Origin of the sequence: Arthrobacter sp. zg-Y820 (assembly GCF_030142155.1) — a bacterium.
Lineage (GTDB): Bacteria > Actinomycetota > Actinomycetes > Actinomycetales > Micrococcaceae > Arthrobacter_B.
In genome coordinates this window covers 1016189-1033495 of sequence record NZ_CP126247.1, presented here as the reverse complement: position 1 = coordinate 1033495, position 17307 = coordinate 1016189, and the positions used below count along the sequence as shown (strand labels likewise).

At 68.0% G+C, this 17307-nt stretch carries 12 protein-coding genes; 1 reads left to right on the top strand and 11 read right to left on the bottom strand.

The window, feature by feature from the left end:
• Window positions 1-79: 79 nt before the first annotated feature.
• Genes QNO08_RS04630 through QNO08_RS04610 form a run of 5 tightly spaced genes read right to left on the bottom strand, consistent with a single transcriptional unit; the run spans window position 80 to window position 5649 of the window.
• Window positions 80-1315 carry an MATE family efflux transporter gene (locus QNO08_RS04630; protein WP_229967229.1) on the bottom strand — a complete coding sequence of 412 codons (1236 nt, stop codon included), beginning with the start codon at window positions 1313-1315 and terminating at the stop codon, window positions 80-82.
• Window positions 1316-2140 carry a CDP-alcohol phosphatidyltransferase family protein gene (locus tag QNO08_RS04625; protein WP_229967227.1) on the bottom strand — a complete coding sequence of 275 codons (825 nt, stop codon included), beginning with the start codon at window positions 2138-2140 and terminating at the stop codon, window positions 1316-1318.
• Window positions 2137-3606, bottom strand: coding sequence for an O-antigen polymerase (locus tag QNO08_RS04620; protein ID WP_229967224.1), 1470 nt, complete (start codon window positions 3604-3606; stop codon window positions 2137-2139). The genes QNO08_RS04625 and QNO08_RS04620 overlap by 4 nt, the downstream gene beginning before the upstream one ends.
• Window positions 3603-4820, bottom strand: coding sequence for a glycosyltransferase family 4 protein (locus tag QNO08_RS04615; RefSeq protein ID WP_229967221.1), 1218 nt, complete (start codon window positions 4818-4820; stop codon window positions 3603-3605). The genes QNO08_RS04620 and QNO08_RS04615 overlap by 4 nt, the downstream gene beginning before the upstream one ends.
• Complete coding sequence (locus tag QNO08_RS04610) at window positions 4813-5649, bottom strand: glycosyltransferase family 2 protein (RefSeq protein ID WP_229967220.1); 837 nt, start codon at window positions 5647-5649, stop codon at window positions 4813-4815. Before QNO08_RS04610 ends, QNO08_RS04615 begins: the two co-directional genes overlap by 8 nt.
• 102 nt (window positions 5650-5751) lie before the next feature.
• On the opposite strand from QNO08_RS04610, the gene QNO08_RS04605 reads away from it, so the two are divergent.
• The gene (locus QNO08_RS04605; protein WP_229967218.1) at window positions 5752-6531 is read left to right on the top strand and encodes an SGNH/GDSL hydrolase family protein; all 780 of its coding nucleotides are present in this window, start codon (window positions 5752-5754) and stop codon (window positions 6529-6531) included.
• 20 nt (window positions 6532-6551) lie between these two features.
• Here the strand turns inward: QNO08_RS04605 and QNO08_RS04600 are convergent, their stop codons facing one another.
• From QNO08_RS04600 to QNO08_RS04575, 6 genes are all read right to left on the bottom strand, one after another.
• Entirely contained in the window at window positions 6552-7226 is a 675-nt protein-coding gene (locus QNO08_RS04600; RefSeq protein WP_229967216.1) for an LbetaH domain-containing protein, read from the bottom strand.
• Complete coding sequence (locus QNO08_RS04595) at window positions 7226-8524, bottom strand: glycosyltransferase family 4 protein (RefSeq protein ID WP_229967215.1); 1299 nt, start codon at window positions 8522-8524, stop codon at window positions 7226-7228. The genes QNO08_RS04600 and QNO08_RS04595 overlap by 1 nt, the downstream gene beginning before the upstream one ends.
• Before the next feature lie 2 nt (window positions 8525-8526).
• Complete coding sequence (locus QNO08_RS04590) at window positions 8527-9498, bottom strand: NAD-dependent epimerase/dehydratase family protein (RefSeq protein ID WP_229967213.1); 972 nt, start codon at window positions 9496-9498, stop codon at window positions 8527-8529.
• Between the two features lie 49 nt (window positions 9499-9547).
• On the bottom strand, window positions 9548-11083 hold the full coding sequence (locus QNO08_RS04585; RefSeq protein ID WP_229967211.1) for a sugar transferase: 1536 nt from the start codon (window positions 11081-11083) through the stop codon (window positions 9548-9550).
• Window positions 11084-11553: 470 nt separating this feature from the next.
• Window positions 11554-14322: a LuxR family transcriptional regulator gene (locus tag QNO08_RS04580; protein ID WP_229967209.1), complete on the bottom strand. Its 2769-nt coding sequence runs from the start codon at window positions 14320-14322 to the stop codon at window positions 11554-11556.
• Window positions 14319-17294: a helix-turn-helix transcriptional regulator gene (locus QNO08_RS04575; protein WP_284155644.1), complete on the bottom strand. Its 2976-nt coding sequence runs from the start codon at window positions 17292-17294 to the stop codon at window positions 14319-14321. Before QNO08_RS04575 ends, QNO08_RS04580 begins: the two co-directional genes overlap by 4 nt.
• Window positions 17295-17307 lie beyond the last annotated feature (13 nt).

Here is a 17307-nt window from a genome sequence, read left to right as displayed (position 1 = left end):
ACCGAAGACGCAAAAGCCTTCCGGATGGTGTGCAGCTTGCCAAGGCACACCATCCGGAAGGCTTTTTGTTTGCCCGGGGCTACTCCACCGGTTCGAGTGCGGTTGCCGCAGCCCTTGCGGAACGGCTGCGGCCGGCACGGACGGCCAGCAGGCCGCAGACCGCTGCCACGGCCACGGCGCCGGTGAATCCCCAGGCCGACGCCGCCGCCGATCCGCCCAGCGCCAGGGCCAGCGGCAGCGCGAGCGTCAGCGCCGCGAGGACGCCGCGCATCAGGGTCGACAGCCGGTTGGCCTGAGCGGCCCGGAAGTAGGCCAAAAGAACCGTGTAGGGCACCATCGCCAGGTACTGCACCGCGTACGGCCAGCGCAGCTCCGAGGCGTTGTGCCAGGTCTCGCCCAGGACAAACTCGCCGGCGGACGCCGGCAGCAGCAGCACGGCTGCGCCCCACCCCAGGGACAGGACCAGCACAATGCCAAACGTCTCGACCAGCCTGCTGCGGAACGCTGCGGTTCCCCGGGTCCGGACAAGCTCGGGGATCACGGCCGTCTTGATGGCGCCGAACACGGTGTTCAACGGCGAGAAGAGCAGCTGCGCCGCGCGAAGCGCCCCCACGCCCGCCGCGCCGAGCGGAAACACCAGAAAATACAGGACGGCGAAGGTGGAAGCGTTGAGGGTGGCAAATTCGGCAAGATAGCGGAAGGCAAAGTCCCGGTTCAGGACCAGCCAGCGGATCCCGGAGGGAACGGCCGGAACGCTCCGGGCCAGGAGCAACCCCACCGCCAGCGCCACGGCGGCACCGATCCCCCACCAGACCAGGACCATCCACAGCTCGCCGCCGGACCGGGCGGTCAGCAGCATGGCGGTAATGGATCCCACGGCCCAGATGCCGTCAATCAAAAGCGCCCGTGCCGGACGTCCCTGGCAGATGAACAGGTACCTGAGGCTGTCCTGCAGCAGCACAAACGGCGACACCGCGGCCATGACCAGCCAGAGGCGGGCATTTTCGGGACCCGAGAGGACCGCCCCGGCCAGCAGCAGCAGGATCGTGGGCACTGCCACCAGCGCGGTGGCGCCCAGGCTCGCTGATGCCACCTGCCGGGTCAGGGTGCCGGTTTGGGAATAGCGCACCAGGAGTGTCTCGCCCACCAGGGCCCGCTGCCCGCCCAGAAACAGCAGCAGGCCGGCGTAGGCCAGGGAGAACTGGCCGAAATCCGCGGCGGTGGCCACGTTGGCCGCTACAGCCACCGCCACAAAGTTCGAGACGCTGGAAACGCCTTGGTCCGCGAAGGTGACCAGCCGGCGGAATCCGCCCACCTAACCCAGCGCCAGGAGCTCGGAGCGCCACTTCGGCAGGAAGGCCGCACACATCAGCACGTGTGCTGCCGCCAGCACCAGGTAGGCGACCAGGAACACCTGCGGCCAGGGCAGCAGCAGAAACGCCAGGCAGGTCATGCCGTAGTCCACCGGCAGGGTCAGCACCGACCGCCGCAGCAGGCGCCGGTTGTTGGCCCGCTCGGCGGCTGCCCCCGGCTGTGCGCCGGGCGCCGACGCCGATGACGCCGACGCCGATGACGCCGACACCGGCGCTTCCGGTGCGGCCAACGCCTTGGCGTTCTTCCGCAGCTGGTCCAGCAGCGCGCCGCCAAAGAAGATGCAGGAGCTGGACAGCAGGAACAGTCCGCAGGCTGCGGCCAGGAGGATGTGGTCGTAGTCGGTGGTGCGGGCGAGGAAGCAGAAGGCGGCAATGTGCATCACGGTGATGCGGCCGTTGTCCAGGGCATGGTCGAGCCACTCCCCGAAGGCGGAACTGGCGCCCTGCAGGCGGGCCAGCTGTCCGTCGGCCGAGTCCAGGATGTAGCCCAGGGCCAGGAGGACACCGACCAAAGCCGATGAAAGGTTCGCCGAAGCTCCGAAGGCAAGCCACACGAGCGAGCCGTAGGTCAGCACCGCGCCGGCCAGGGTGACGTGGTTGGGCGTCAGGCCGCTGTGGCGCAGCGCTGCCGCCACGGCACGGCCGGCGGGCCGGTTGACGTACAGCAGATACAGCGGCACGCCCTTGCGGGTTTTCTGCGCCTGCTTGAGCTGGTTGAAGGACTCTTGGAAGGTGGCTCGGGGTGTTTGCGGCAGGGTCTGACTCATGGCTGCAGCCTTTCTCGGCGGTTTGTCACAGCGGTCAGGATCAGGACTGAAAGTACCAGGATCATCAACCGGCCCATGGACTGCAGCAGCGACCCGCGCAGCAGAATGAACAGGTATCCGGCGAAGATGGAAATGCCCAGGTATCCGACCGAACCCTTGCTCAGGATTTCGGCCCGGAATCCGGAGTCCAGCCGCCGGGCCAGCAGGCCCAGTGCGGCGAACACCAGGATCAGGCCCGGCAGCCCGAAGTTGATCCAGGCTTCGGCCCACAGGGGCGCCGACAGGTTGACGTTGATGCTGTTCATCCACTGGCCCACCTCGACGCCGGTGTCCAGCGGTTTGTCGGGCCAGATGACGCGGGGTACCCAGAAGAGCACCGGGCCCAGGGCCTGCATCCCCCACGACAAACCGTGGTCCGCGGTGTAGGCCAGGGTGTTGGCGAACATCGTGAATTGGTCGTAGTCCTTGGTGGCGATGGTGATCCACACGGACTCGCTGCTGAGCGGCGCACCCGTTCCGGCCGCCCGCCGGGTAATGTCGGACAGCGGAAAAATGACGATGGATGCGATCACCCCGCCGGCCACCGCCGCGTTGAACATTCCCTTCCGGCCGCGGATCAGGGGCAGCAGCAGGCCAAAGACCACTGCCAGCGTCCAGTACCGGGAATTGGAGACGGGGTTGTTGACCACAATGTTCATCACCGCCAGCGCAGCCACCAGGAGGCCGTCCACCGCTGCCAGGGCAACGTCCCGGGTGCGCCAGACGTGCAGGTAAAAGATCAGCGCCGTCAGGCAGCCAACCGAACCGGCAGCGGAAATGATGGCGCGCAGGGCCTGCCCGCTGTCGGGACTGATCTCATCCAGTGCCTGGCTGGTTTCCTGACGGCTGAGGAAAAACACCGACAGACCGCCCACCTGGATGATGTACACCAGGGCCGCCACCACGGCAGCCACCGAGAAGATCCGCAGCACGTCCATGCTGCGCAGCGTCCGGAAGCGCAGCTGCGGTGAGGCACCGCCCCGCCGGCGCAGCTTCAGATGATAGGCCACGTCAAAGCAGACACATCCCAGCAGCGTGAGCAGGCTGGCCATGGTCAGCTCGCGGTCGCCGACCTGAATGGCCAGGGCCGTGGAACGGCCGGTGGCCAGCTGGGCCAGCGGTGCCAGGCCCATGCCGGTGTAGACGAAAATCCAAAACACCCCGGCGACGGGCCGGATGTCGCCTTGCCACAGCAGCAGCGCAAGCTTCACGGAGGCATAGAGCGCCACGGCGTACCGGATCAGGAAGTCGCTGTTGCTGAAGAGGATGGCGCTGGCGCCGCGGACCTCCAGCGGAAAGACCACAGCGAACAGCAGAAAGGCCACCAGTGCGACGGCGGTGCGGACTCCGGTGCGCTGTTCGGCTCCGCGGCCGTTGTACGGGACCGGCAGGGGCGGGGTCAGCGGAGGCACCTGTTTCGTGCTCATGACCGGGCTCCCTGCCGGACGGTTTCGGCGGGCGCGGCCGCTGCCGCCGCTCCCATGGCCTCCAGGTAAAGCCCGCGGAGATCCTCGGCCAGACGCTGGGCGGACCACAGCCGCCGGTGCAGCAGGCGTGCGTTCGATCCCAGTTCAGCCCGCCGGCCCGAATCGGCGCCCAGTTTCAGCATGGCCTCACAGAAAGCCTCGGCCGTTGGCTCCGGCAGCACGGCGGCATCCGCTTCATAGAGGTCGGCCGCGAGTCCGCATTCGGACGTCACGATCAGCGGTGTTCCTGCGGCGGCTGCCTCGATCACTGACATTGGATACGGCTCCTTTAGCGCTGGCAACACATATGCCGTGCATTCTGCCATGGCGCTTTGCACCTGCGCAGGAGACAGCTCCCCCGGCAGCTCGAAACGTTCGGCGTGCGCGGACGCGGCGATCAGGGCGCGGACGCGAGCGGTCTCCCCCTGGTCCGGTCCGGCAAGAATGAAGCGGGCGTCCAGTCCACGGTCAAGCGCGTCCAACGCTGCCTGGACGAACACTGCCGGCTGCTTGCGGGCGGCCAGCCGGGCAGCGAACAGGAACACCTGCGGCTCCGGATCCGCCCAGGCGCTCCCGGACTCGGCGGTGGCATTAACCACGCGGCGCATCCGGGCCGGATCAACGCCCAGATGCTGCAGGCCGCGTTCCTCGTCCTCGGTCAGCGTCAGCCAGAGCCGCGGAATGCGCACCAGCCGGCGTGTGATGACGGCGTCGTACATTCGGACGGGCAACGAGCGCGACGGCGCCAGCATGCCGTGGGACTGTGCAATCACCGGGGTGTTCCCCCGGCCGAGCAGCAGGGTGGCCGCTGTGGTGATGAAGTCGCGGCACAGATGAACCTGGACCACATCCGCCGACGCGGCGCCGGCCGCCACATAGCGGGGCAGGCGCAGGCTCACCAGCCCGCGCAGACGTGCCCCGGGGAACGGCCGCCGGACCCGGAACAGCCGAACCGGGCCCGGTCCGCCGGCGGTTTCCGCTGCAGCCGGGACCGCGCCCAGCCAGCCGCCCACGAGTTCGGTGTGTTCGCCGATGCCTGTCAGGGCAGCGCTTTGGGTCCGGGCAACGGCCCAGACACCGCCGGCCGCGGCTCCGGGGCCGGCCAACCCGCCGACCTGCAGGATTCGAAGGCCGCGGCGCTCTGCGCCCGCGGGGTTCGCGCCGGTGTTATCCATGGGCGGGCACCTGCTCGGCGGCGGCCTGCGCGCGCTGCATTTCCCGGCTCTTCAGCCCGATCTGCCAGTAGTACATGGACAGCGCCAGGGCGTAGTCAAAGCCGGCCCTGCGGTCCAGGAACCCTCTGCGCAGTACGTAGCTGTAGAGAAAAAAGACCAGGGGTTTCAGCGGAAGGGCATCGAACCGGCGCCCCTGCCCGCTCTTGGACTCGCGGACGGTGCCTCGGATGTCGGGATGGGTGCGGATGAAGGCTTCCCAGTCGGAATAGCGGTTGTGCCGGTCGAACCAGGTCCGGACCGGATCCACGTCGTTGTGGACCAGCTTCGCGGTGGTCCTGCCCACCGGTCCGCGCGGTTCCGGCTGGTAGTGCGCCTCCACTTCACCCATGCCCGGCAGATGGAGCAGGTCGATGTTGCGGAAGGAGTTCATTCCGCGCCGCAGGAACGAGCGCTTCACCACGCGGTGACCATGCTGCAGCCCCACTCCGGCAAAGTGGTAGGCCACCGGCAGGTCAAACGCCACCCGGATTTCGGCGGGGTCCTCGGCAATGGCCCGGAGTTCGCGGGCCAGCTCCGGTGTGGGGAACTCGTCAGCGTCCAGCATCAGCAGCCACTCGTTGCGGGTGTCCACTTCGGTGAGCTGCCACTGCTTCTTCTGCGGAAACTTGCCGTCCCAGGTGAAGTTGATGACCGTGGCACCGGCCTCCTTGGCCAGTTCCGCGGTGCGGTCAGTGCTGTTGGAATCAACAACAATTACCTCATCAAATTCCTCGAGAGCAGCCAGGCAGCCGGCAATTCCCCTTTCCTCGTTTTTTGTTTGCACCAACACAGATACAGGTATTTTATTCACGTACTTTCCCCCCTGAAGCAAGTATTTTTATTGTTTTGAATAAGCGTTCATCCTACGAGACCGCTCGGTTATCATTTAGGAATGTCAACTCGACGCGATGATCGCCGAACCTCCTATTCCAGCCGCCGCCGGTGGCCCAAGATCCTTGGATTTTTGGGCCTTCTCCTGGCCGCCGGGCTGCTGACCTTTTACGCAATGTCCCAGTCGACGGAGGCGAGCGGCGCTCCGCAGCCGTCGGGCACCACGCCGGCCGTGGGAAAAAAGGTGCCGCAAATCGACATCCTGGGCGACTCTTACGTTGGCGGCTCGTCCGAGGGCGGCAACGGAGCCGAGAACTGGACCAAAGTAGTGGGCTCGCGTTTTTACGATCAGGGCGCCCGGGTGGAGCTCAACGTCATGGCCCAGCCCGGCTCGGGCTATCTGGCCCGCGGCAGCACCGATTTGGTCTTTCGTGAAGCCGCCACGCTCCGCCTCCGCCCCACCGCCGATGTGGTGGTGGTGTTCGGCAGCCGCAACGACGGCCGGCAGACGAAGGAGGCCATGTACAACGCAGCGACGTCCCTCTACTCGGACATCCATGACATTGCTCCGCAGGCCAGGCTGGTGGTGGTCGGGCCCATCTGGGTCAACGGAGCCGTGCCCAGCTTCATCACTGCCAACAACGCAGAGATGAAGCAGGCGGCGGCCGACGAAGGCATCCTCTACATTGACGCCCTCGCCGAGGGCTGGCTTGCCGACGCCGATGAAGGACTCATCGGCGCCGACGGCATCCACCCCACCGACGAGGGCCATGCCTACCTGGCCTCGAAGATCTTCCCGGTCCTCGAGGAGATGGTCCAGGAGACCGTTCCCGCCGAGTAAGTGCGGCTGCCTGGTGAAGCTCATGCCCGCTCCCCCGGACGGGCTTCACCGGCAGCTGTTTCCGGAGCAAACCTGTAGCCCAGTTCCGCGGGCGGCACCGCAGCGCCAAACACGCGGTTGGCGCCCACCTCGCCCTTGACCAGCGTCATGGGCTGCACGACGGCCGACTCCCCGATAAGGGATCCGCCGAGGACCATGCAGCGGGACGTGATCCAGGCACCGTCCGCAATCCGGATGGGGCTGGTGACCAGCCCCATGTCGCTGCGCACCCGGTGGCTGCCGGTGGTCAGGAACGTCTCCTGGGAAATCACGACGTCGGCGCCCACATAAACGTGGTCCTGGTTGTGGAACCAGACGCCTTCACCGATCCAGGTACGCGCCCCGACATGCAGCTTCCACGGTGACTTGACCCGGGTCCGCGGACGGAAGATCACCCCGTCGGCGATCTCCGCGCCAAAGGCCCGCAGCACTGCCACGCGCAGGCGCGAACTGATCTGCCACGGGTTGGTGACGAAGACCAGTTCACACGCCGACCACAGGTACACCACCGCCCGCGGCCGGCCCCACGCCTCACCCGCACCCGGTGCCCGGGAAAGGTCAATCACCGGAGGACGACGGCGCCGCGGCGCACCGCCGTCGTCCTGCGGCGCCGGCCCGGTCTCCGGTGCCTGCCCGTCCGGCTGGTGCTTGAGCATCACGACACCTTTCGCAGGAAGCCACGCGGCGCGGCGGCGTGAGCGGGGCGGAGCCGGGGCAAGGTGTCCAGGTCAGCGGGCTCGGGAAGTCCGGGAGCCGCGCGCCGAAGCGCCGCTTCGAAGCGGTCGGTGATGGGTCCGATGCCGAACCTGCTCTCCGCCAGCTCCCGTCCCTTTGCGCCCGCGGCAAGGACCGCAGCCGGATCCCCGTGCAGCCGGCGCAGCCATCCCACGCCCCCGGCAACTCCGAAGTCGGTGGGCGGGCCGACAAACCCGTCCGCAGACCGAATGTCCGCCGCGGCCGGGTTGTCATCGGGCATCAGCCCAAGGATCGGGCGGCCCGCGGCCAGCGAGGACAGCACCTTGCTGGGAATCGAGAAGCGGGAAGCACCGGGTTCCAGGATGGTTACCAACACGTCAGCGGAGCCCAGCATGTCCGGCAGCTCTGCCGCCGGCTGGAACGGCAGCAGCGTGACCGGAAGCTCCGGTTCACGGCCGACGTCCTCCCGCAGCATCTCGATCCCGTCCCCTTCCGAGGCCACGACCAGCCGTGCAGGCAGGCCCGCAGCCAGCGCCGACCGCAGCAGCCCGGCCAGCAGCAGCGGATTGTGCTTGCGGCCCAGGGTTCCTGCGTACAGCAGCCGCAGTTCCGGCCCGGCCGGCAGATGCCGCGCCGACCAGGCGTTTTCCCGCGGACGCGGTGTGATCTCATCCAGCGGCGCCCAGTTGGGGATGACTGTGACGTGGTCCGTGGCCAGACCCCAGAGCCGGTACGCCTGGCGGAACTCCTCACCGATCGCCACCACCTGCGTGGCTGAGCGCACCACCTTCGCCTCCATGCGGCGTACCAGGGCACGGCCGGCGAAGGCCGCCGGCCCGGGCAGCCGCCGGCTGAGCTCCTCGGAAATGGCGTTGCTGAAGAGGTCCTGGTGCCAGAGCAGCCAGGGCTGCTTCCGGCGGGCGGCTGCCCGCCGGAAATCGGCCAGGGTGAACAGCGGCACGTTGCAGGCCACGATGCAGTCCGGGGCGGTGGCCCGGATGTGCTTCTGCCAGGCCACCGCATAGGACCGTTCGAACCGGATCCGGCCCATGGCGCTGTATTTCTGGAACGGCGTGTCCGCGGTGAGCGGAGAAAAGGTCAGCCGGTCCGAATCCGCCGCCGTCCGTTCCAGCGTTCCCTTTCCGCTGCCGTACTGCGTCGAGTACACATGGTCCACAAAGTGCCCGCGGGCCGCCAGCTCGCGGGACAGCTCGGCCTGGAAGGGATGACCGGAGAAATCATGCATTTGGATGCGCACGGCTACACCCTTTGCGCCTTGACCTGGTCCTGGATCCAGGCGTAGGTCCGCTCCAGGCCGTCATACAGGGAGATGGACGGTTCCCAGCCGTAGGTGTCCCGGAACAGCGTGTTGTCGCTGTTCCGGCCGCGCACGCCCTGCGGGGCGTCCAGCTTGTACTTGCGGTTGACCACCGTGCCGGAGATCTTCTCCAGCAGGTCCGCCATCTGGTTGATGGACACCAGCTCAGCCGATCCCAGGTTCACCGGTTCGGCGGAGTCGCCGTTCATGATTTCCAGGATGCCGCGGACGCAGTCGTCGATGTACATGAAGCTGCGGGTCTGTTCGCCGTCGCCCCAGATTTCCACGTCCAGCTCTCCGGTCAGCGAAGCGTGGGCGAACTTGCGGCACAGTGCCGCCGGCGCCTTCTCCCGGCCGCCCTCCCAGGTGCCTTCCGGGCCGTACACGTTGTGGAAGCGGGCCACCCGGGTCTGCAGGCCGTAGTCCTCCTGGAAGTGCCGGCACATGCGTTCGGTGAACAGCTTCTCCCAGCCGTAGCCGTCCTCGGGCTGGGCCGGATAGGCGTCTTCCTCCCGCAGCGCCACGACGTCGGCGTTCGTCTGGTGGTCGGCCGCATAGACGCACGCCGAGCTGCTGTAGAAGAACCGTTCCGCTCCGGCGTCGCGGGCTGCCACGAGCATGTGCGTGCTGGTCAGGACGGTGAGCATGCACAGGGCTTTGTTGTTCTCAATGAACCCCATGCCGCCCATGTCCGCGGCGAGGTTGTACACATCCTGCATTCCGCGGCTGACCTCGTGCGCCGTCTCCAGAAGGGAGCAGTCCCCCTGGATGTTTTCAGCGCCCTCGGAAATCTGGTACCACTCGTCCAGGGGCTTGCAGTCCACTGCCCGCACCTCGTGGCCGTCGCTGAGCAGCCGGGCAACGAGGTGGCCGCCGATGAATCCGCCGGCGCCGGTAACTAGGGATTTTTTCATGGTTTCCGCTTTCTTTGTGATGAGACCAGCCGAAGCCGGAAGGGACGGGCTAGTAGGCGCCCACTGGCCGGCGGAGCATTTGCACCGTGCGCCAGAGAATGATGAGGTCGCCGGCGAGCGACCAGTTTTCGACGTAGTACAGGTCCAGCCGTACGCCGTCCTTCCAGTTGAGTTCCGACCGCCCGTTGATCTGCCACATGCCGGTCAGGCCGGGCTTGATGTAGAGGCGGCGGTGCACCTGGCCGCCGTACTGCGCCACTTCACGCGGCAGCGGCGGCCGGGGGCCCACCAGGGACATGTGCCCCAGGAAGACGTTCCAGAGCTGCGGCAGCTCATCCAGCGAGTACTTCCGCATCCAGCGGCCCACCGAGGTGACACGCGGGTCATGCTGCATCTTGAAGAGCACTCCGGAGCCTTCGTTGCGGTCCAGCAGGCCGGCCAGGTCATCCTCGGCCGTCTGCACCATGGAGCGGAACTTGAGCATCTCGAAGGGTTCGCCGCCGCGGCCCACCCGTTCCTGGCGGAAAATCACCGGGCCCGGGCTGTCCCGCCGGATCAGCACCGCGAGGACCGCGAAGACCGGAATCAGTGCCACCAGCGCGCCGCCGGAAAGCAGCATGTCCAGTCCGCGCTTGAGCATGTGCCTGCCGCCCGCGTACTGCGGCAGCTCCACGTGCATCAGGGGCAGGCCCTCTACGGGACGGGCGTGGATCCGGGGTCCTGCCACGTTGGTCAGGCCGGTGGTCAGGATGAGCTGGGTGGCGGATTCCTCCAGCTGCCAGCCCAGCTTCTGCACGTAGGAACTGCCGCCCTTCATGCGGCCGGCGACGATGACGGCGTCGGCCCGCAGCTGGCGCACGGCTCCCACCACGGTGTCGCGGTCCGCCACGACGGGAATCCGCTTCCCGTTGACGCACAGCTCCTTGTCGCCGGGGGTGGTGAGCGCAGCGCCGATGACCCGGTAGGCGGAGCCGTCCCTGCGCTGGATTTGATTGGCCACGTAGCGGACATCCTTGGGCTTGCCCAGGATGATGACCTTGGAGAGGTACCGGCCCTTCCTCCGCTGCCCCGCCAGCCACTGGCGCAGCAGGAACCGGAAGATCAGGAGACCGCCCAGCCCGATCGGAAACGCCAGCGCGAAGTAGCCGCGGGCAATATCCACTTGGAGGGCCAGGCAGAACACCGCGATGAGCCCCATCACCACCACTGTGGCGCTGGTGACGCGCCGGTATTCATCGGCTCCGGTGCCGACAATCCGCGCATCGCGGGTCCGGTAGATGGCCAGCGACACCGCCCAGGCGGCCCAGATGCCGGCGGAGACGGCGATGTAGGGAATGTTCAGGTTTCCACCGCCGGACATGTACTGCGTTTCCACTCCGAACCGCGTCAGATGAGCCACCGCCACGGCAGAGGTCACCACTGCCAGATCAAAGGCCAGCAGGATTTTGCGGTAGCGGTTGGTCTCCCGCACGCTGTCACTGGCCAGCCGCCGCCGCACGGGCGTGAAGCTTTTGTAGTCGGGGAAAGTGAAGGGAACGGGCAGCGTCAGATCGAGCCGGGCTGGGGCATCTTTGACTTCGGTCATCAGGGACCCTCCCTATGATTTGGAGGCTTCCGAAGGGGCCGACGACGGCTGGGGGGAAGCCTTGGTCTCAAGAGGCTTCGACGCCGTCGACCCCGGTCGGGGGGCCGGCGCCTGGGGCGCCGGATGACTGGCTGCGAAGCGGGCCGTGGTTTGCGCCGGATAATTCCGTTCTGGGAATACCGCACAAACCTGCATTTGGAACCCGCTTTAGTTCGCAACAATCAATCAACAAAAACGACATTAGAAGCGGCGGCAAAGTGCAGCACGAGTAATGCGTACTCGACTCCCCGACCCGACTTCTCCCTTTGCGGGAGATTTACCTGCCACTACTTGGAGCCGCCCCTTTTGCAGTGCTCCGGCACGCAAAAAAACCGGCCCAAACGTTGAGTCAACGTTTGGGCCGGTCTTCATCAAACCGGGGCCCACTGTGCCGCCGGGCCGGCTCCATAGCTTGCCGGCCGGGCTGCCCGTCAGTGGCGGGCCGACGAGCTGGCCCCCGGCTCCAGCGCCAGGTAGGCCGCTTCGAGGTCGGCCCGCCGGCTGATCCCCAACTTCACGTAGATCCGGTAGACATGGCCCTCCACCGTCCGCTGCGAGAGGGTGAAATGAGCCGCCACGTCCTTGGTGCTGGCGCCGGAGAGCAGCAGCTCGACGATCTCATGCTCACGCCGCGTCAGCCGGACCAGGTGGAGGGACGGACTCAGATACGACACGGTGACTCCGGCGAGCTCCCCGCGACGCCGGCGCAGCTGCTGGATCAGGGCGCGTTGCCGGCGCAGATTGCCGTGCTCGCCGTAAAAGCGGATGGCGTGGCCGATGCTCTCCACCGCAATCAGGTACTTCCGATGCCGGACGGCTTCGTCGGCGGCTGCCACCATGCGGTCCGGGCTTCCGGACGTTATGGCGCCCGCGTAGGCGTGCAGGGCCTGCGCTGCCCCTCCCTCGCAGGCCGCGCTGACCTCCAGCATCCGGGGAGCCTGGCGAAGGTCGCCCACGGCCAGGCACAGCTCGAGGATGTCCATTTCGGCCGCCAGGAATCCCTCGGCGCGCGCCTGCTCGGCGATCTCGGCCAGCTGCTGAACGCTGCCGTCGGATTCAGACGACACCAGGGCCGCAGCAGCGTAGGCCTGACCCACCAGCCACAGCGGCCGCGGGCCGGAGCAACTGAGGCTGCGGAGCTCCTTGGCGTAGCGGGCCGTCTGGTTCTGGTCCCCGACCACCGTGGACGCGTAGCCGGCCAGTCCCAGGGCGTAGGGCAGGAGCATTTGCGGGTCGGACACCCTGAGGGCTTCCACGGCCGGATGCAGGCGTTCCAGGCCTTCCCGCAGCCTGCCCTGGTGAATCTCCACCGCGCCCTCAAAAACCCCCATGGTGCCGCCGTATGTGATCAGGTGATGCGCTGGGCCCTCCAGGACTGCCTCCAGGAGCTGCTCGAGGTCAGCAAAACGGCCCCCGTGCAGCAACCCCTGCGCGTGACGCACCAGTGCTCCTCCGCACGCGGCATTGAGGGGTCCGCCGTGGCGCCCGATAAGTTCAAGGGCGGCACCGGAATGCTCCAGGGCGCTGCTGATCCCGCCCGCCGACACCAGCAGTTCGGCCAGCAGACAGTGGAACGCCACGGCCCACCGGGGATCTGCGCCGGAGTCCGCCGGCATCCGGTGGACGGCCGGGCCGGTAAGCCGGGCCAGTGCGGCAGGGTAGTTTCCGTCCACCATCAGGGCCATGGTGCGCAGCAGTTCAACCCCTGCGGCAGCCGCTTCGGGAAGTTCTCCGCTGCCCCCGTTTCGGGCGGAAAGTTCTTCGGACGCGGCGCACCACGCATCGGCGAGATCAGTCATCTCGGCTCCGGATTTCCCGGAGCGGAAATACAGGTGGGCCGTCGCCAGCACCGCACGTTCCAGGGTTTCCTGGTCCGCCGCCAGGGTTGGTTGTCCGGGTTCCAGAATGCCTTCCAGCAGGACATGTGCGCGGGCCAAATCACCGGCCTGAACACTGGCGGAAGCCGTTTCCACCCGCGCCGAAAGCAGGTGCCGGTCGCTGCGCACGGCGGCTCCGAAACGGACCGCCAGCGCAGGCCGGGCGGCGTCGTTGGCCATTCTTGCGGCTCGAACCAGCTCCTCGTCCGTCACCGTGTCACCGCAGTCCAGACCCCATTCCATGCGGCGGAGCCAGCCCGCGTCATCCGCGGGGAACGTTGCCCCGCGCGCCTGTTCGCTGTCCAGCGCGCTGAGCACCCGAGCCCGAAGGGCAGCGCTGCGGACAGCGGGTACCAGGGACCGGATGACTTCGGCGTGCAGCGGCTGAGGCAGGCCGAGCAGTTCGGCCCGTCCCGTACCGGGCTGCAGGGCGCCGTCAGCCAGCAGGGCGTGGACCGGGGCGGGCCCGCTGACGGCGGAGAGGACGGAACGGGGCAGCAGCTGCGCCAATGCCAGGGTTTCCAGTACTTCACGCTCCGCGGGTGTCCGGCTCGCAAGCTGTCCCTTGACCAGGTCCACCACTGAGGCGTCCATGCCGTCGGGCTCGCTGCGCAGGAACCAGGCACCGTTGCCTTCGGCCAGCTGGCCGTGCCGGCGGGACTGGGCGAGCAGCGCCTTCAGGAACTGCGGATTGCCCCCGGATGCCGCGCCGAGCAGTGCCGAGGTGGCCCTCAGCACCGGACCGCCGAGGACCCCCTGGCACACTTCGTGAACCGCTTCCGCCGACAGCGGACCAAGATCAATGCGGGCCAGCAAACCGTCGCGGGCCAGCGAGAGGAGTTCGTGGATATGGTGTGCGCGGGGACGCGTCAGCACCAGCAGCCGCAGCTCGCCGGACATCGCCAGCTGCGTCAGGATGTGGCAGCTCGCCTCGTCCAGGTACTGGGCATCATCAATCACCAGCAGCGGCTGCGGGCTGCCCGTCTCGGTGAGCCGGCGGAAGTAGCGGCGGATCGTGCGCAGGACCGCCAGCGGCGACTCCATGTCCTCGGGGCCGGCAGCTTCAAGGTAGGGCGACAGCACACCGTACGGCATGCGGGACAGGACGGGGCTCCCGTGGATGAACGAAGCGCTCACGATGCCGTCCAGCCGTTCCAGCACGTGGTCGGCGAGCGCCGATTTGCCCATGCCCCCGGCTCCGATAATCACGGCGCCGCGCAGTCCGGGTTCAAGCAGCCGGGCGGTGATCTCCTGCACTTCCTTGTCCCGGCCGAGCAACAGGGCGGGCTTACTGCGCTCGCCGGTACCGGTGCTGCCCATCATTTTCGTTCCCCTGACTTGTCGGCGATGATCTTGGCCAGCTCCCGCCGGCTCCCCACATGGAGCTTGGAATACACCTGGTACAGGTGTCCTTCCACGGTCCGCACCGAGATGTTCAGCTCAGCGGCGATGGCCTTGTTACTTGTCCCGGCGGCAGCCATCCGGGCGATCGACCGTTCCCGCGACGTCAGCGCGCTGAGGTAATCACCTGCGGAGTCCGTTCCCTCGACGGCTCCCGGGGTTGCAGTGCCGCGCCGGCTGCGGTGGATGAACCGCACCGTGGCCCGGTCCCCCGCACCCGATGCCACCGCCAACGCGCGTTCGGACGCTTCCCGGGCGAACAGCACCTGGCCGTTGGCCTCCGCCATTTCCGCCGCCTGGATCAACAGCTGGGCATCAAAGCTGCCGGCCCCCTTGGCATAGGTCTCACAAATCCTGGCAAACGGTCCCTGCTGATGGGCTGCCACCGAGAGGACCCGGTCCAAGTTCTCCAGGTCTCCCAGCCGGACGGCGCTGAGCAGGGAGAGCAGTTCGTAGGAGTACGCACCGCGCCGGTGGTCATGGGCAGCCAGATCGATGAAGCGCCGGGCCGCCGTTTGCGGAGACCTCGTGGTGCGGGCGCCGGCGGAACCGCCACCCCCGGAACCTGTGCCGGCGGCATACGGGACGGAACCGGCCAGGGCTGCGTCGGCGAGGGCGGCAAAGTGCCGGGCGCCGCGGCGCACCGACCAGGGGCCGCCGTCGGCTGCCTTGGCGCCCAGCTTCAGGTACATCTCCGCTCCCAAGCGGTCCGTCTGCAGCGCATGGCAGTAGGCCGCGGCCGCCGCGGCGAGCGGGATCATCGATTCCGGGCCTCCGAGCCGAAGCTGCGCGACGGCGGGAACCAGGCAGCGCAACGCCTGCTCCGGATCCCCGGCAAAGGCGTGCAGCAGCCCCTCGCCCAGTTCGCCGAACATCCCGGGGAACAGGGTGGGCTGCCCGTGCGCCTGCTGCTGGGCCAGGAGCCGGGTGGCGTCCTGCAGGGCGCCGATAGCCAGGTAGACGTGGATGATCCGCGCAAACGACGAGCTCCTGTCGCCGGGGCTGACGTCCGGCTCCGCCAGGAGCCGCTCAACCTCCTGGGCCAGCTCGACGGCGTCATCCTGCCGGTCCGTCATCCCCAGCGCCTCACACAGCCAGGAACCGATCAGCACCCGGAATCCCTTGTCCCGCCCCGACGCACCGGCGTGCACCGGAGCCAGATAGGCGGCATTCTCCAGGAACCGCCCGTGGGTCGAGTTGCACTCCGCCCTGGCCAGGATCATGCCGCGGTCCAGCACGGCGGTGTCCGCCCTGCTGATCGTCCCCGCCGCAGCGAGTTCCGCCACCCGTTGTTCGGCCTGCCGCAGCAGCTCGTCATGCTTTTTCGCGGCGCCGGCAGGCAGGGCTCCGGCCGGAAGTCCACCGGACAGGGCCCCTGTGGCGGCCATGCACAGCACCCGGTTTTCCGCGAGCAGCAGCCGCACCTCCTCCAGCGGCGTGGCCTCCTGCCCGCGGTTTCGGTAGCCGCTGAGCGCTGCCATGGCCGCGCCGTATTCGCCCAGTGTCATCCGGGCGGCCACCAGCTCCAACACGGCTTCAGCGCTCCGCCCAAAATCCACCCGGGCGGAAAGGAAGCGGATGGCGCCCGCCGGATCGCCCGCCTCGTTGGCAGCGCGGGCGGCCGCCACTGCCGCGCCGGGAGTCAACGACTCGCCGCCGTCCAGGCGCCACAGCGCCAGGCTCGCCGGATCCAGCACGCCCGCCGCCGGATCGACGTCGTCGCTCTCCGGTGTCCCCTTGGCACCTGCCGCACCGTTCTCCTGCGGTGACACCGCAACGGCGGACCGCAGCCGGTGCAGGAGCCGCCTGCGCTCGGTGGCATCAAGGGAGAGGCGGACGGCGCCCGCCAGCACCGCATCCCGGATCCGCACACGCGGAACACTCTGCCGGTCGACGGCGAGGATCCCCTGTTCCTGGAGCGTGTCCACTTCTCCGGGTTCCACGTCGTGCAGGGCCGCGGCCAGCGGCATTGAGTCCGCCAGCGCCACGGTGCGCACCAGCGCCGTCTGCCGCTCGGTCAGCGACGCCAGCCGTCCCAGGACGACCTCGGCCACGCGCCCCGCCGGTGCGGGTTGGTTCAGTTCCAACACCCAGACCGCTCCGGAGCGGCGCAACCGGCCGGAATCGCGGTAGTCCTGGCAGGCCAGGGTCAGCAGGTGCGGGTTGCCGCCGGTAAACCGCTGCAGATCCGCAACGGCGGCACCGGAGACGGGAGCATCAAGTTCGGCCGCCAACAGCTCGGCGGTTTCCGCCAGGTCCAGGGGCTCCAGGTCCACCCGGGAAAGGATGCCTTCGCGCCACAGGCCGGTGAACTCCGCCGGCGCCTTGCTGAAGTCACGGAAGCAGGCCAGCAGCCCCGCCGTCCGGCTCAGGACCATCTGGCTGAGGGCCATGGCGGAGAACTCGTCCAGGTCTTCTCCGTTGTCCACGGCCAGCAGGACGGCGCGGCCCTGGGCACGCTCCTGGATCAGGCGGGTCAGTCCGCGCAGGATCAGCACCGGGTGCGAGGAGACGTCCGGTTCCAGTTCCGACAGGAGAAAGGTCAGGGCGCCAAAGGGGGTGCGCCCGGAGAAGGCTGATCCGCGCACATGGACCACGTAGGTGTCCGAGCTGCAGTGCCGCAGCACGTGGTGGATCAGGGCGGTCTTGCCGCTGCCCGGCTCACCCACGAGGATGCAGCCGGCTCCCCCGCCGGCGGCCAGCCGATCAAGGATGGTCGCGGTCACCGCGGCCCGGCCGACAAAGCGCGGCGGAGCTGCCTGGTCTTCCCGCATGGTGTCTTCCCGGGGCGCACCGTCGGGCCGGGGAAGCTGCGCAAAGGAAGCCGGTCCGGCTGTGTCTGGTGCCGGACCGGAGGAATGACGAACATAGGACTGGTGAATGCTGTTGTGCACGGTGAGACCCAAT